Annotated in this window: 11 protein-coding genes, 1 tRNA gene, 1 other RNA gene and 1 pseudogene; 7 read left to right on the top strand and 7 right to left on the bottom strand. The window is 64.1% G+C overall.

Features of this window, described 5'->3' with window-relative positions:
* Positions 1 to 192 precede the first annotated feature (192 nt).
* The 5 genes from NMG80_RS12585 to NMG80_RS12565 all read left to right on the top strand — a co-directional run bounded on the left by NMG80_RS12585 (position 193) and on the right by NMG80_RS12565 (position 5,709).
* Positions 193 to 1,446 carry a sarcosine oxidase subunit beta gene (locus NMG80_RS12585; RefSeq protein ID WP_254018393.1) on the top strand — a complete coding sequence of 418 codons (1,254 nt, stop codon included), beginning with the start codon at positions 193 to 195 and terminating at the stop codon, positions 1,444 to 1,446.
* Between the two features lie 91 nt (positions 1,447 to 1,537).
* On the top strand, positions 1,538 to 1,834 hold the full coding sequence (locus tag NMG80_RS12580) for a sarcosine oxidase subunit delta (RefSeq protein WP_254018392.1): 297 nt from the start codon (positions 1,538 to 1,540) through the stop codon (positions 1,832 to 1,834).
* The gene (locus NMG80_RS12575) at positions 1,831 to 4,839 is read left to right on the top strand and encodes a sarcosine oxidase subunit alpha (protein ID WP_254018391.1); all 3,009 of its coding nucleotides are present in this window, start codon (positions 1,831 to 1,833) and stop codon (positions 4,837 to 4,839) included. Before NMG80_RS12580 ends, NMG80_RS12575 begins: the two co-directional genes overlap by 4 nt.
* A complete protein-coding gene (locus NMG80_RS12570) occupies positions 4,832 to 5,407 on the top strand; it encodes a sarcosine oxidase subunit gamma (protein WP_254018390.1) in 576 nt (191 codons plus the stop codon). Before NMG80_RS12575 ends, NMG80_RS12570 begins: the two co-directional genes overlap by 8 nt.
* 71 nt (positions 5,408 to 5,478) lie before the next feature.
* Positions 5,479 to 5,709, top strand: coding sequence for a hypothetical protein (locus tag NMG80_RS12565; protein ID WP_254018389.1), 231 nt, complete (start codon positions 5,479 to 5,481; stop codon positions 5,707 to 5,709).
* 84 nt (positions 5,710 to 5,793) lie between these two features.
* On the opposite strand, the gene NMG80_RS12560 is transcribed toward NMG80_RS12565, so the two are convergent.
* From NMG80_RS12560 to NMG80_RS12530, 7 genes and pseudogenes are all read right to left on the bottom strand, one after another.
* Complete coding sequence (locus tag NMG80_RS12560) at positions 5,794 to 6,039, bottom strand: DUF680 domain-containing protein (RefSeq protein ID WP_254018388.1); 246 nt, start codon at positions 6,037 to 6,039, stop codon at positions 5,794 to 5,796.
* A 205-nt stretch (positions 6,040 to 6,244) separates the two neighbouring features.
* The gene (locus tag NMG80_RS12555) at positions 6,245 to 6,892 is read right to left on the bottom strand and encodes a TetR/AcrR family transcriptional regulator (RefSeq protein WP_254018387.1); all 648 of its coding nucleotides are present in this window, start codon (positions 6,890 to 6,892) and stop codon (positions 6,245 to 6,247) included.
* Positions 6,893 to 7,083: 191 nt separating this feature from the next.
* The gene (locus tag NMG80_RS12550) at positions 7,084 to 7,578 is read right to left on the bottom strand and encodes a MaoC family dehydratase (RefSeq protein ID WP_301943352.1); all 495 of its coding nucleotides are present in this window, start codon (positions 7,576 to 7,578) and stop codon (positions 7,084 to 7,086) included.
* A 26-nt stretch (positions 7,579 to 7,604) separates the two neighbouring features.
* Positions 7,605 to 8,420 (bottom strand): SDR family oxidoreductase, encoded by an 816-nt coding sequence (locus NMG80_RS12545; RefSeq protein WP_254018386.1) that lies wholly within the window; start codon positions 8,418 to 8,420, stop codon positions 7,605 to 7,607.
* Between the two features lie 350 nt (positions 8,421 to 8,770).
* On the bottom strand, positions 8,771 to 11,902 hold the full coding sequence (locus NMG80_RS12540; protein ID WP_254018385.1) for an efflux RND transporter permease subunit: 3,132 nt from the start codon (positions 11,900 to 11,902) through the stop codon (positions 8,771 to 8,773).
* Positions 11,902 to 13,062 carry an efflux RND transporter periplasmic adaptor subunit gene (locus tag NMG80_RS12535; RefSeq protein WP_254018384.1) on the bottom strand — a complete coding sequence of 387 codons (1,161 nt, stop codon included), beginning with the start codon at positions 13,060 to 13,062 and terminating at the stop codon, positions 11,902 to 11,904. Before NMG80_RS12535 ends, NMG80_RS12540 begins: the two co-directional genes overlap by 1 nt.
* Positions 13,063 to 13,364: 302 nt before the next feature.
* Positions 13,365 to 13,792 (bottom strand): annotated as a pseudogene (locus tag NMG80_RS12530) (CBS domain-containing protein).
* A gap of 288 nt (positions 13,793 to 14,080) precedes the next feature.
* Between NMG80_RS12530 and rnpB the strand changes: the two are divergent.
* An RNA gene (gene rnpB / locus NMG80_RS12525) (RNase P RNA component class A) lies at positions 14,081 to 14,378 on the top strand.
* Positions 14,379 to 14,539: 161 nt separating this feature from the next.
* Positions 14,540 to 14,630 (top strand) — tRNA-Ser (locus tag NMG80_RS12520).
* Positions 14,631 to 14,968: the final 338 nt, after the last annotated feature.

The following is a 14,968-nucleotide window of genomic DNA, read 5'->3' as shown; positions in this document are numbered from 1 at the left end:
GCCACCCGATACCTGCGAAGGCGTCCGGATGCGTCGTTCGGCTCGTTGCTTCGACAGGTCTTTTTGGCCGTGGCGCAAAACGGCAAGCGCCGTCGCAAACAGCGCAAGGCTGGCAGCGCTGTTTCGCTAGTGATACACCTCGCGCGCCGGCGCTCGATTGGATGCCCGGCCGCTGTCTGCGAGGCCAGAACGTTGAAAAAATATTCGGTATTCGCCATCGCCCGCGAGGCCATGCGCGGCCACAAGGGCTGGGAGGAGCAATGGTCTTCGCCAGAGCCGAAGAAGGAATACGACGTCATCATCGTCGGCGCCGGCGGCCATGGCCTGGCCACCGCCTACTATCTCGCGACTGTGCACGGCATCACCAATGTCGCAGTGCTCGAAAAGGGCTGGCTCGGCGGCGGCAACACCGGCCGCAACACCACCATCATCCGCTCCAACTATCTCTACGACGAGAGCGCTGGCATCTACGACCATGCGCTGAAACTGTGGGACGGGCTCAGCCAGGAGCTCAACTACAACGTCATGTATTCGCCGCGCGGCGTCATGATGCTGGCGCACAATGTACACGACATCCAGGTTTTGAAACGCCACGTCCATGCCAACCGTCTGAACGGCATCGACAATGAATGGCTGACGCCGGAAGCCGCCAAGGAATTCTGCCCGCCGCTCAACATCTCGCGTGATGCCCGCTATCCGGTGATGGGCGCCACCCTGCAGCGTCGCGGCGGCACGGCGCGCCACGATGCCGTCGCCTGGGGCTATGCGCGCGGCGCTTCGGTGCGCGGCGTCCACATCATCCAGAATTGCGAGGTCACCGGCGTCAAGCGGGCGCCGAACGGTGCGGTAATGGGCGTCGAGACGACGCGCGGCTTCATCGGCGCCAAAAAGGTCGGCGTGGTGGCCGCCGGGCATTCGTCCGTGATCATGAACATGGCCGGCGTGCGCATGCCGTTGGAAAGCTACCCGCTGCAGGCGCTGGTGTCGGAGCCGGTCAAGCCGGTATTCCCCTGCGTGGTGATGTCGAACACCGTGCACGCCTATATCTCGCAGTCCGACAAGGGCGAACTGGTCATCGGCGCCGGCACCGACCAATATATCTCCTATTCGCAGACCGGCGGCCTGCACATCCTGCAGCACACGCTCGACGCCATCTGCGAGATGTTCCCGATGTTCACGCGCATGAAGATGCTGCGCTCGTGGGGCGGCATCGTCGACGTGACGCCGGATCGCTCGCCGATCCTGGCCAAGACGCCGGTGCCCGGCCTCTACGTCAATTGCGGCTGGGGCACCGGCGGCTTCAAGGCGACGCCGGGCTCGGGCCATGTCTTTGCCCACACCATCGCCAGGGACGATCCCCACCCGATCAACGCGCCCTTCACCATCGAGCGGTTCCGCACCGGCCGCCTGATCGACGAGGCGGCGGCGGCTGCGGTGGCACACTGATGACGGCCGAGATGGCTGTCGCCATGAGCCAGAGGCTTCGCGATCAACCTGCCGGCGCCCGCGTCGGCCACGGCGAATTGTAGGGATAACCATGCTTCTCATCCGCTGCCCCTATTGCGAGGAAGAGCGTCCGGAACTCGAATTCCGCAACGCCGGCGAGGCGCATATCGCGCGTTCGGCGGATATGGCCGCGACAAGCGATGACGACTTCGAAAAGTTCTTCTTCATCCGCTCGAATCCCAAAGGCATCATCTATGAGCGCTGGCGGCACATGCATGGCTGCGCCCGGTTCTTCAACGCCGTGCGCGACACCGTCAGCGACAGGTTCCTGTTGACCTACAAGGCCGGCGAGCCGAAGCCGGCGAAGCTGCCGGGAGCGGCCGAATGATCGCGACGTTTCGCATTCCCGGCGCCGGGCGCCTCAAGCAGGCAGAGACCGCTCGGTTCAGCTTCGACGGCCAGTCCTATGCCGGCGTCGAGGGCGAAACGCTGGCCTCGGCGCTGCTTGCCAACGGCGTCCATCTGGTCGGCCGTTCGTTCAAATATCACCGGCCGCGCGGCTTCCTGTCCGCCGGGGCGGAAGAGCCCAACGCGCTGGTCGAGATCAAGCGCGACTCCGCCAGGAGGACACCCAATGTCCGCGCCACCGTGCAGGAGCTCTATGACGGGCTGACGGCACAGTCGCAGAACCGCTGGCCGTCGCTCGCCTTCGACGTTAGCGCGCTCGGCGACATCGCCTCGCCGCTGCTTTCGGCGGGCTTCTACTACAAGACCTTCATGTGGCCGAAGTCCGCCTGGAAAAACTTTTACGAGCCCAGGATCAGGGCTGCGGCCGGGCTAGGCGTCGCTCCCGACCAGCCGGATCCCGACCATTATTCGGCGCGCTTTGCCCATTGCGACGTGCTGGTGCTGGGCGGAGGGGCTGCCGGCATCGCTGCCGCACTTGCCGCGGCCGAAACCGGCGTGCGCGTCATCCTTGCCGACGAGCAGGCGGATTTCGGCGGCAGCCTGCGTTTCGAGAGTGGCGCCAGGATCGACGGCCAGGACGGTTTTGCCTGGGCGCAAGGTGCAGTCGCGGCGCTCAAGGCGATGGACAATGTCCGCGTGCTGTCGCGCGCCACGGCCTTCGGCTATTACGCGCAGAATTTCGTCGGGCTGGTCGAGCGGGTCAGCGACCATCTGCAGAGCCCCGGCCGCGAGCTGCCGCGCGAGCGGCTATGGCAGGTTCGCGCCAAACGTGTGGTGTTGGCGACCGGCGCCATCGAGAGGCATATGGTGTTTGCCGACAACGACCGGCCCGGCGTCATGCTGGCGTCGGCGGCGCGCACCTATCTCAACCATTTTGGCGTCGCGGTCGGCAGGAATGTCGGCGTCTATACCGCCAATGACTCCGCCTATGCGGCGGCGATCGACCTCAAGAAGGCCGGCGTCGGCGTGGCGGCGATAGTCGACCTGCGCGACCACCCGACCGGGTCGGTGATCGACGAGGCGAGGGCGCTCGGCATCGAGGTCAATTTCGGCCGCGCGGTGATCCGCGCCGGCGGCAAATTGCGCGTCTCATCGATGACCGTGCAGCCGAAGAATGGCGGCGGCGAGCGCACCATCCCGGTCGACGCGATCCTGATGTCGGCCGGCTGGACACCGTCGGTGCATCTGTTCTCGCAGTCACGCGGCAAGGTTGCCTTCAACGACGAGACCAAGCGTTTCGTGCCCGGCACCTACGCGCAGGATTGCGTGTCGGTCGGCGCCTGCAACGGTACGGACGGGCTGTCGGCGACGATCGACGAAGCCTATGCGGCGGGCGCCAAGGCGGCCAAGGATGCGGGCGTCAAGAATGCCGGCGCCAACACCGTCAAGGGCATCAAGCCGAAGGTCGACGCCAGCGAGAGCTGGTCACGCGGCATGCTGGGTGCGGCGCCCGGAGCCGGGCCGGACACGACTGTAAAAGCCTTCGTCGATTTCCAGAACGACGTCACCGCCAAGGACATCCGCCAGGCGGTGCATGAAGGCATGCGTTCGATCGAGCACGTCAAGCGCTTCACCACCAACGGCATGGCGACCGACCAGGGCAAGACCTCGAACATGCACGGCCTGGCCATCGCCGCCGAGACGCTGGACAAGCCGATCCCGCAGGTCGGCCTGACGACGTTCCGGGCGCCTTACACGCCGGTGACGTTCGGCTCGATCGTCGGGCATGCGCGGGGTCCGCTCTTCGACCCGACCCGCAAGACGGCGATCCATCCGTGGGCCGAGCCTCAAGGCGCTGTGTTCGAGGATGTCGGCCAATGGAAGCGCGCTTGGTATTTTCCCAAAGCAGGCGAGGACATGCACGCCGCCGTCGACCGCGAGTGTGTCACGGTGCGCAAAACAGCCGGCCTGTTCGACGCCTCGACGCTGGGCAAGATCGAGGTGGTCGGGCCGGATGCGGCGAAGTTCATGGAACTGCTCTATACCAATCCGTGGGAGAAACTGGAGCCCGGGCGTTGCCGCTATGGCATCATGCTGCGCGAGGATGGTTTCATCTATGACGACGGTGTCGTTGGCAGGCTTGCAGCCGACCGCTTCCATGTGACGACGACGACGGGCGGTGCGCCGCGCGTCATGAACCATATGGAGGATTACCTCCAGACCGAGTTCCCGCATCTGAACGTCTGGCTGACCTCGACCACCGAGCAGTGGGCGGTGATCGCCGTGCAGGGACCGAAGTCGCGGGACATCATCGCGCCGCTGGTTGAAGGCATCGACATGTCGGACGGGGCGCTGCCGCATATGTCGGTGCGCGAGGGCAGGATTTGCGGCGTGCCGACACGGCTGTTCCGCATGTCGTTCACCGGCGAGCGTGGCTTCGAGGTCAACGTGCCGGCCGATTACGGCCAGGCTGTCTGGGAAGCGCTGTGGGCGGAGGGCCAGAAGCATGGCGCCTGTGCCTATGGCACCGAGACGATGCACGTGCTGCGCGCCGAAAAAGGCTACATCATCGTCGGCCAGGACACCGACGGCACGGTGACGCCTGGCGATGCCGGGCTCGACTGGGCGGTCGGCAAAAAGAAGACCGATTTCGTCGGTATCAGGGGCATGGCTCGGCCCGACCTCGTCGCCAAGGGCCGCAAGCAGCTTGTCGGCCTGAAGACCAAAGACCCAAAAGTTGTGCTGGAAGAAGGCGCGCAGATCGTCGGCGATCCGAAGCAGGCGATCCCGATGACGATGATCGGCCATGTCACCTCGAGCTACTGGTCGGAAAATTGCGGCCGCTCGATCGCCCTGGCCCTGGTAACCGGCGGCCGTGGCCGGATGGGTGAGACGCTCTACGTGCCGATGCCCAACGGGACGATCGAGGTGGAGGTCACCGGTATGGTGTTCTTCGACGAGAAGGGGGAGCGCCTCAATGGCTAAGGCTGTCGCCAACAAGATTGCTCCCACGTTGGTCGAACGCCGGCCGGTTCTCGCCGGTCAGGAGCTTTCCGTAACCGGCGTTACGCTTGCTGTGTTGCCGACGGCGCAGCGTATTTCGCTGCGCGCGCCGGACGCCTCGGTCGCGGCGCTTTCGAAGGCGCTCGGCGTGACCCTGCCGCGAAAACCCAAAACCTCGACGGCAAAGGCCGGGCGCACGGCATTGTGGCTTGGGCCGGACGAATGGCTGGTCATCGACGAGGCGGGAAAAGACCCGCTCGCCGACTGCGCAGAGCTTACAGTGCTGCATTCGGCGGTCGGCATCTCGCATCGCAACGTCGCCATTTCGGTCATCGGCCCGGCAGCGGCGGCGACGATCAATTCAGGCTGCCCGCAGGACCTGTCGCTGGACGCCTTTCCGGTCGGCGCGGCGTCGCGCACCATTCTGGGCAAGGTCGAGATCGTGCTGTTGCGCACCGCAACCGACGCGTTCCGGGTTGAATGCTGGCGCTCTTTTTCCGATTATGTCTTTACTTTCCTGTCGGAGGCGGCCGGCGACGCAGCGGCTTAAGAATGTTCACTGGGCTCGACCGTTTGCCGGAGCAAGTCGAGGGAGCCGGAGCAAGTCGAGGGAGAATGTCGATGCCGTCGAAATCCGCGCCGAATCCAGCGGTTCAGAAGACGCCGGCCGTACGCTCGTTCGAACACGAACAGCACAAAGAACCAAACATTGAAGATGAACTCGAGGAAGGGCTCGAGGACACGTTTCCGGCCAGCGATCCGGTGTCGATCACCGGGACTACGATTTCCGGCGCTCCTGCAAGACCTGGCAAGGCCAAGACCGTGGCTGGAATGAAGAAGCGCAGGAAATAGTTTCCGTCAGGCTCCAGCGGAGCCGGGCTGAAATGGCCACGAAATCGGGCGGTCAGGTTCCTGCCGCCCCTTTGTTTTCGAGCCTCAGAACGCGCTTGGCACGATCCACGGGTCGATGTCGATGCCGAGCCGCGTGTCCTGGCTTTCCTTCGAGCCCTTGTGCGTGGCCGCGCCTGGCTTCTCGACCGATCCGGTCGCGCCGCAATCGAGCTTGATGCTGGTCTCGGCGCAGGCCGCGGCCGGCGCCTGCTTGCCGGGCTGGCTCTGGCCGGCGAAGGCAGCGCCCGAGAAAGCAAGCAGGGCCGCGAGGGTGAGGATTGTCTTTTTCATTGTCTGTCTCCGGTGCTGACTCTTTTCCGTACATGTACGGTATGGCGTACATATACGCCCAACAATCGTGAGATTCAAGCTGGAAGTCGTACATGTACGAATAAATTACTGAAGGTTGAGAATCGTATTGCGCCGGAAGCGCCGAGCGCACGCGGCGCGGTTCACCGTGCCAAGATCATCTGGTATCCGTAATCGAAGGAACCCTTCAGCAGTTGACCGGCGTCTCGGTCAGCGGCGGCACGTCCTGCGTGGCCAGCGCGGCAAGCGTGAAGTCGCACATCCGCTTCACGAACGCCTGCTGGTCGCCGAACGGATAGAAGGGAAAGGTGATCAGCAGCGAGATCGTGCCGTGGCCGACCGCCCACAGCATGGTGGCAATGGCGCGCGGATCGCCCTTCAGCTTGCCGGCGGCCACGCAGGCCTCGACCCTGTCGATCAGCACTTTCATCAACGGATTGCCTTCTTGCATCTCGGCGAAGGTCCTGCCTTCCGGAGGCTTGACCTTCTCGGTCATGAATATCGTGCGATACTCGTTTGGGTTGCCAAGGCCGAAGGCCGCGTATTCGTTCATCACCACTTGCAGCGCCTCGATCGGATCGTCGGCCGCCGGGTGATCCTCGATACGCTTTGCCAGAGTCTTGAACGCGTCCTCCGCCAACGCAAACAAGATGTCCTGCTTGTCGGCGAAATAGGAATAGACCGACATTGGCGCATAGCCGACGCGCTTGGCCAGCTTGCGGATGGTGAGGCCTTCATAGCCTTCCTCCTGCACGAGCTTGTGCGCTGCATCGACAAGTTCGGAGCGCAGTTCGGCCTTTTGTTTTTCGCGGCGTGTCTGGGCACTAAGCGGCAATTTTCGCCTGCCTTTATCTGTTAGCGGCGGTTAGTGGCTGGCTAAACTATATACGCTGTACGGAATCGGACAAGGCGTGGTCAAAAATCGGTGTTGCCGAAATCGGCTTCGCAGCACGCCGATTGGCTATACCGCCCCCTGCAGGTCGGCCGACACATGAAGATGATCTCTGCCGAGGCTCGTTGAGCCGTTCAGGCCGCCTCTGGCTGGCGCTCGATCAATGTCAGCGTCAGCCAGCGCGCGGTCAATGCCGGCTTTTTCGAACCCTCGATCTCGATCGTCACATCATGGCCCGTCTGCACCCAGCCCGACGGTCTGACCTTGACGTCGGCCAGCACGAAACGGGTGCGGATGCGTGCGCCGGTCTTCACCGGCGCCAGGAAGCGCAGTGAATCGAAGCCATGGTTGACACCCATCTTGCTGTTTTCGAGCGGCGGCATGGTCTCGAAAGTCATCGCCGACAGAAGCGAAAGCGACAGGAAGCCGTGTGCGATGGTGCCGCCGAACGGCGTCTCGCGCTTGGCGCGCTCCGGATCGCAATGGATGAACTGGTGGTCGTCGGTGGCATCGGCGAACTGGTCGATCATGCGCTGCGAGACCAACCGCCACGGCGACACGCCGACCTCCTTGCCGACGCTGGCCAGAAGCACATCGAGACTGATCGGTTCCACGCTGATGTCCTCCATTTCAACCGTCCGGAGCGCGAGCGGCTTCATTCCTTGAACAGTGTCAGCCCATGCTGCACCGACTGCCCGCCATCGATCGGCAGGATGGCGCCGGTGATATAGCTGCCGGCACGGCTGCACAAATAGAGCGTTGCGCCGGCAATGTCATCCGGCGCGCCGATGCGGCGAAGCGGAACATGGCCACCGATATGCTTGGCCTGGTCCTCGGTCGCGGTGGCGAAGGCGGTCATCCGGCTCTGGAAGGGACCGGGGGCGAAGGCGTTGACGGTGATGCGGCGGGCGGCGAACTCGATCGCCAAGGTGCGCGTCAGATGATGAACAGCAGCCTTCGAGGCAGAGTAAGAGTAGGCGTCGTCGGCCAGGGGCTGCGTGCCCATTACCGAACCCAGATTGACCACCCGAGCGGGATCGGCATCGCTGGCAGCGGCGTCGAGCAGAGGCAAAAGCTCGCGGGTCAGATGGAAGACGGCGGTGACGTTGACGCCGAACACCTTGGCCCAGGCATGGTAGGGGAAGCTTTCCAGCGGGGCGCCCCACGAAACGCCGGCATTGTTGACCAGGATGTTCAACCGCTGGGTCCGCGCCTTGACCTCGTCGACCAGCGCCGCGATGCCAGCCTCGCTGGAGACATCGCCGGCAAAGCCCTCGGCCCGGCCGGCGCCGCCGAGGCCGTTCAATTCGCCGGCGACCCTGACGCAGTCCTCGCCCTTGCGCGAGGCGATCATCACGGTGGCGCCGGCCCTGACCAAAGCGGTCGCCGCCATGCGGCCGATCCCGGTCGCAGCCCCGGTCACCAGCGCGGTCTTGCCGGCCACCGAAAACAGTTCGTCCAGATAGCTCATTGCAATTCCTCCGCTCGCCCGCGACTCGCCCAGCAGAAGGCTGCCATGGTCAGGCCGCTCTTCAGGCAAATGATAGTGCCCAATTTGTATTGGAGATCAACTTGTTGAAGTCGGCGCTGCCCCTCATTGCCCTGCCGGGCATTTCTCCCCGTAAACGGGGAGAAATGGCTGGCTGTGATGTTGGCGCCATCCTGCAAGTTGGTGATTGGCGAAACCGTCGATGACAGCGCCCCTCTCCCCGTCCCTATACCGTCCCTATACGGGGAGAGGATGCCGGCAGGCAGGTGAGGGGCAGCGCAAACGCTCGGAATGAGCGGCCACTGGTCTATAAGCTGAAGCGATTGTCCTGCCTACTCAGCCGGCTCGACATTGGTGTAGGCGGCTTGTTCGAGCTCACGCTTCAGCCGCGATGCTTCTTCCACCTTCGGCGTCACGAAGCGGCCAAGCAGGAGATAGGCGACCGGTGTCAGGAACAGCGTCGAGACGGTGGCCAGACCCAGACCGCCGACGATCACCCAGCCGAGCGCGATGCGCGCCTCGGCGCCGGCGCCGCTCGCCAGCACCAACGGCACGCCGCCGAGCACGGTGCAGATCATCGTCATCATCACCGGCCGTAGCCGGATGGTGGAGGCCCGCTCGATCGCCTCGCGCACGCCGAGCCCGCGGTCGCGCAACTGATTGGCGAACTCGACGATCAGGATGCCGTTCTTTGCCATGACGCCGACCAGGAGCACCAGGCCGATCTGGCTGTAGGCGTTGAGGCTGGTGCCGCTGAGCAAAAGGGCAAAGATCGCGCAGGCGAGACCGAGCGGCACCGTTGCCATGATGATGACCGCGCTGACGAAGCTCTCGAACTGGGCGGCAAGCACCAGCAAGATGATGACCAGCGAGAAACCGAAGATGGTGATCATGGCGCTGTTGGTCTCGCCCAGCGTCGCCGCCTCGGCCAACGGCACGATGCGGCTACCTGGCGGCAGAAGCGGCGTGGCGATTGCCTCGGCGCGGGTGAGCGCCTGGCCGAGCGCGAAATCACCGCTGAGGTTGGAGGTAATCGCCACCGACGGCTGCTGCTGCTCGCGGGTCAGCGAGGGCGGCACGGCGCGCTCGGTCAAAGTGGCGATGGTCGACATCGGCACGAAGCGGCCGTCGGCCGTCTTCAGGAAGATGTTCTCCAGATCGGTCGGATCGTTGATCGGGTTGGTCGTCGAGACGAGTTTCACCCCGTAGCTGCGGTCGGCGATATAGACGTCGACGACATCATTGCCGTCGAGCATGGCCTGGAAAGTATCGGCAAGCCCGGTGATGTCGATGCCGAGGTCGGAAGCACGCTCGCGGTCGATGGCCACCGAAAGCTGGGGTTGCGTCGGGTCGACGGAGAGCCGGGGCGACTGGAAGCGGGCGTCCTTCTGCATCTCGGCGATGATCTTCACCGCAGCGTCGCCGAGCGCCGCACGGTTGTTGCCGACCAGCGCAAACTGCAGGCCGTTGCCGGCGCCGCGAATCCCGAGGCTGTTGGGCTGCGTCGGAAAGACGCGCACGCTCGGCACCTGCCGGGTGAGCCGGCTGATGTCGGCCATGATCTGCTGCTGGCTGCGGGCGCGCTCGTCCCATGGCGCCAGCGTCATCACCATAAAACCGGCATTGTAGGCGCCGTTGCGGCCGGCACTCTCGAAGGTGTTGCGGATTTCGCCGGAATCGCGCAGCGGCTGGATCAGTTTTTCGATCTTCTGCATCTGCTGCGTCGTGTAGTCGAGGCTGACGCCTTGCGGCGCGTCAACGCGCATGAGCACGACGGCACGGTCCTCGGTCGGCGTCAGTTCCTGGCGGATCGTGCCGAACAGCGTGAAGGCGGTGGCTGCAAACAGCAGCGCGACCAAAAGCACGATCCACGGCGCATCGAGGCAGATGCGCAGGCAGCGCCGGTAGAGCGTGTTCAGCGCGCCGCCGATGCGGGCGCCGATGCCGCTGCCGCCTTTGTGGTGAAGCGGCGCGACCGACAGCATGCGCGAGGCAAGCATCGGACAAAGCGTCAGCGCCACGACGGCGGACAGAAGCACCGATATGGCGAGAACGAAGCCGAATTCGCGGAATAGGCCGCCGGTCTGGCCGGGCAGGAAGGAGATCGGCACGAAGACGGCGACCAGCGTCAGCGTCGTGGCGATGACGGCGAAGAACACTTCCTGGGCGCCAAGAACGGCTGCGGCGCGTGGCCCCATGCCTTCGTTGCGTCGTCGCACGATGTTTTCCAGCACGACGATGGCATCGTCGACGACCAGGCCCGTCGCCAGCACCAGGGCGAGCAGCGTCAATATGTTGACCGAGAAGCCGGCGAGATAGATGGCGGCGATCGTCCCGATCATGGCGACCGGCATGGCAAGCCCGGGAATGAGCGTCGCGCGCCAGTCGAGGAGAAACACGTAGATGACGATCAGCACGATCGAGACGGACAGGCCAAGTGCGATCTCGACCTCATGCACCGCGCCGTTGACGAAGACCGCATCGTCGCTGGTGACCTTAATCGACATGCCCTGAGGCAGATCCGCCTGCAGCGCGGCGACGGCGGCCCTGACGCCGGTCGAAATATCCAGCGTGTTCGATTCCGCCTGGCGGATGATGCCGAGACCGATGCCGGTCTTGCCGTTCGAACGCAATGTGGTCTGACCGATGTCGGGGCCGAGCGTGACGGTGGCGACGTCGCGGATGCGGGTCGTGCCGCCGATGATGATGTTTTCGAACTCCTCCGGCGTGGTCACGTCCGCCGTCGGACGCACGATCAGATCCTGGTTGGTCGTGGTGATCGAGCCAGCCGGCGAATCGAAAGCGACCGAGGCCAGCGCTGTCCTCAGGTCGGCGACGGTGAAGCCCAGACCGGCGAGCTTGTTCTGGTCGACATCGATGCGAAATATCTTGTCGCGGTCGCCATAGACCTGGACGTCGGCTACGCCAGGCACGGCGGCAAGCTCGTCCTCGATCTGGTCCTGGACCAGCACCGTCATGTCCTGCACCGACATGGTGTCGGAGGTGACAGCCAGCCGCATCACCGGCTCGGAATTGGCATCGGCCTTGACGATGCGAGGCGCATCCGCCGTGTCCGGCATCTGGTCGGCGACGCGGCCGACGCCATCGCGCACATCGGAGGCGGCGACGTCGAGGTCGACGCCGTCGTTGAATTCGATGGTGACGCGGCTTGTGCCGAAGGACGAGGTGGACGAGATCGACTTCACACCGGAGACGCGAGCGACCGCGCCTTCAATCACGTCGGTCAATTCGCGGTCGACGGTCTCGGCCGCAGCGCCTTCAAAGGTCGTGTTGACGGTGACGACGGCGCGATCGACATCCGGCAGTTCGCGGATTTCGACACCGTAAAAGGCAGCAAGGCCGGCGACCGCGATCAGCGTGTTCAAAACGAAGGCCATCACCGGCCTGCGGATGAACAGCGCGGTGAAGCCTGTGTCGCTGGCGGCGTTGTTGGTTGCGGTCATCAGCCGTCGGCGTCCGCGGCGCGCTGTTCTTGGCCGGCGATGCGGACCTCGCCGCCTTCGCTGACGCTCTGGGTGCCTTCAGTCACTACCATGTCGCCGCTGACGATCGGGGCGTCGATCAACACGGTCTCGGTGTTGCGCTGGATGATGCGCACCGCAACCCGCTTGGCCTTGCCGTCCACGATGGTCCAGATATAGGCGCCGTCCGAACCCCATTGTATCGCCAGCGGACTGACAGCGGGATAGCTGTCGCCGGGGAACTTCATGGTGATCTGGAAGGACATGCCGGCACGCAGCGAATCGGCTGGATTGGCGATCTTTGCCTTAACCAGAAGGGTACGACTGGCTTCGTCGATGTGGTTGTCGATGGCGGAAACCGCGCCGGTGTAGGCTTTGTTGGGGTTGGCAATTGGCGTGGCCGACAATTGCGCGCCGACCTTGACGGCGGCGGCGAAGCGCTCCGGCACCCAGAATTCGACCAGTATGCTGGAGCGGTCGTCGAGGGTGGCGACCGCCGACTGGCTGGTCACATAGTTGCCGGCTGATATCGGCAGGATGCCAACGACGCCGGCGATCGGCGCGACGATCGAGCGGCGCTGCAAGGCCAGTTCCGCATCGCGAAGCGCCAGCCTGGCATTGGCCAGCACCACTTCGGCATCGGCAACGGCGACCGCCGTCGCAGCGTTGGAAGCCCGCAGCGATTTGACCCGGTCGAGCTTGGCCTGCGCGTCCTGCAAGGCAACCTTGGCGCGGTCCTGTGCGATCACCTCGGTGTCGGAATCGAGGGTGGCAATGATCTGTCCTCTTTCGACATGGGCGCCGGACTCGACCAGAAATTCGACGAGGCGGCCGGAGCTGTAGGGATTGACCGTCACCGAGGCGTTGGCGCGGCCGGTGCCGATCGCCTGCAGGCGATCATTGATGACGGCCGTGGCAGCCGGCAATGCGACGATAGTCACCGACTGGCCGGCATCGCTGCGGCTGCCCGCTTGCCCGGCCTTGTCGACCGCGCCCGTCACTGTCGGAGGCGTCGCGGCGCCAGTCCAGTCGATGCCCCAGCGCGCCAGCACATCCGGCGCGCCTGGAAAAAAGCGAACCCAGGCAGCCGCAGCCGCGACGAGGATCACAAGTGCAAAAACGATCTGTTTCCAGGCGGCCATCGGCACTCCGGTTGGCAAAGATCCCGTCTACGCTTCCCAAGGTGAAGTAGACGCGACGGCACCCTCCGACAAAGGGGATGGCCCGTCGATATCAAAGCTTTATGGCAATTCTCCCGCTCGCTTGCACATTAAATCGGTGTAACGTTGATAAGGGCCCCGGCTGGGCCCACCGGCCGATTGACGCGGGCGGCAGAGATCACCACGATGCGCGCGCCGTTTCGATCGCCGCCTCGAGGCCATGCCGACGGCGCCGCTCGGCAGGTCGTCCGTCCGATCCCGTCTGCCTGCCCGCCGGGATTTATTTATGTCGCGTGTGCGCCTCCGGGTACGACGACGCCGGACATGGCGATTCCGACGTTTGCCGGATCTTCCTTGAGCGCGGCGGCCGCGAGCGAGACCACGCCCACCAGGCGCTTGTCGCGATTGAGGACAGGCAAACGCCTGACCTGGATATCGCCCATGTTCTGGACGACATGCTCGATATCTTCGTCCTCGAAGCAGTATTTGACATCCTTGGTCATCACGTCGCGGACCGTCGCATTACCGTCCTTGCCTTCGGCGATCGCACGCACGACGATGTCACGGTCGGTGATCGTTCCGACGAGTCGGTCGTTTTCTCCGACGGGCAGGAATCCGACGTCGTCAACCGCCATGCGTCTCGCGATTTTCTGCAACGACTCGCCGGGACTGGCGAGATGAACGTTGGGGTCATTATCTCAGCGACTTTCATGGTGAATCTCCCTGTTCGCGCGCAGAACGGCACCGGCGCCGGCGGTCGTCGAGCGATATTGGTCGAGAAGACTTGTTGAGAGTCTCAGGCCTGTCGCGCCGCGACAATCGCTCGCGGTCCCGTTCCTCGCTGAAGGGACTAACAGCCGGGCCGAATGGTTCCAGGCGCGATCCTTGAAGTTTCCCGTTTTGTTCCCATATAGATTGGCAGGACCGGAGACGGTTCAACCACATGGGGGATCGGTTAACTCCTGGCCCTTGTGCGGCGAGAACCTTCGGACCAGAGAGACCAGATCTCCGGGCTGCCGCGCACTAAGCGACTGATGTCGTGGAGCGAAAGTCCGGGCTTCGCCGACACACCCCAGCAGGCGATGCCTGCCCGCCGCAAGGCGAGCCACGGCAACAGAGACGAGCCGTCCCAGTCGGGACGGGTCAAACGGGCGACGGGGTGGGGAAGCAACCGCAAGAAGTGCCCTGTGACCTGTGTCGGGGAGGGCCGTGGTGGTGGGCAAGGAGGCGCCTGGCGACAGGCGTCCAAGAGGAATGGCAACCCTCGACAGAACCCGGCCTACAGGGGATCTGGTCTCAAGCATCTCGTGGCGAGAACCGGCAGACGCGCACGGCTCGGCCTATGGGCTCGGAGAGCCGTGGGGAGAACGGCTATGCAGCGGACTGCAACTCCGTGTATGCCGGTTCGAGTCCGGCTGGCGCCTCCAAATTATCCACAGCTGATCAACGGCTGACAAGAGGAAGAGTGGCCGAGCGGCTGAAGGCGGCGGCTTGCTAAGTCGTTATGCGGGACACCCGCATCGAGGGTTCGAACCCCTCCTCTTCCGCCAGCGGCAGAGGCTATGGATTAACCGAAAACGAGCATTGCTGTCGTTACCCCAGTCCCTGCAGCCAACAAGGCTCGATCTGGCTGAAACCCGGGGAACGCAGCACGATGCCAAGGCGGCAGTGGAATTAGCAGGTTCTTTCACCAAAAGGTGCTTGACACGAAACCGATGCTTCCCATATACGCCTCTCCAACGAGGGCGGTGCGCCGCTGGCGACGAAGCGGTTCGCTTCTAGATCTGCCCTCTGCGAAATTCAAGAGAGCCGCGTGAGCGACACTCGAACGGCCCCGAAGCCAAAAGCGTACGGGCCACGACACCGCGTCTGCGATGTCTGTTCTTTG

Origin of the sequence: Mesorhizobium escarrei (assembly GCF_935825525.1) — a bacterium.
GTDB lineage: Bacteria > Pseudomonadota > Alphaproteobacteria > Rhizobiales > Rhizobiaceae > Mesorhizobium > Mesorhizobium escarrei.
Note: the sequence above shows the minus strand (reverse complement) of the source record. Positions and strands in the feature narration are given on the sequence as shown.

Coding starts and splice junctions, on each gene's coding strand:
- NMG80_RS12580 (WP_254018392.1), top strand. CDS start 1,538: ATGCTTCTCATCCGCTGCCCCTATTGCGAGGAAGAGCGTCCGGAACTC.
- NMG80_RS12575 (WP_254018391.1), top strand. CDS start 1,831: ATGATCGCGACGTTTCGCATTCCCGGCGCCGGGCGCCTCAAGCAGGCA.
- NMG80_RS12570 (WP_254018390.1), top strand. CDS start 4,832: ATGGCTAAGGCTGTCGCCAACAAGATTGCTCCCACGTTGGTCGAACGC.
- NMG80_RS12565 (WP_254018389.1), top strand. CDS start 5,479: ATGCCGTCGAAATCCGCGCCGAATCCAGCGGTTCAGAAGACGCCGGCC.
- NMG80_RS12560 (WP_254018388.1), bottom strand. CDS start 6,039: ATGAAAAAGACAATCCTCACCCTCGCGGCCCTGCTTGCTTTCTCGGGC.
- NMG80_RS12550 (WP_301943352.1), bottom strand. CDS start 7,578: ATGGAGGACATCAGCGTGGAACCGATCAGTCTCGATGTGCTTCTGGCC.
- NMG80_RS12545 (WP_254018386.1), bottom strand. CDS start 8,420: ATGAGCTATCTGGACGAACTGTTTTCGGTGGCCGGCAAGACCGCGCTG.
- NMG80_RS12540 (WP_254018385.1), bottom strand. CDS start 11,902: ATGACCGCAACCAACAACGCCGCCAGCGACACAGGCTTCACCGCGCTG.
- NMG80_RS12535 (WP_254018384.1), bottom strand. CDS start 13,062: ATGGCCGCCTGGAAACAGATCGTTTTTGCACTTGTGATCCTCGTCGCG.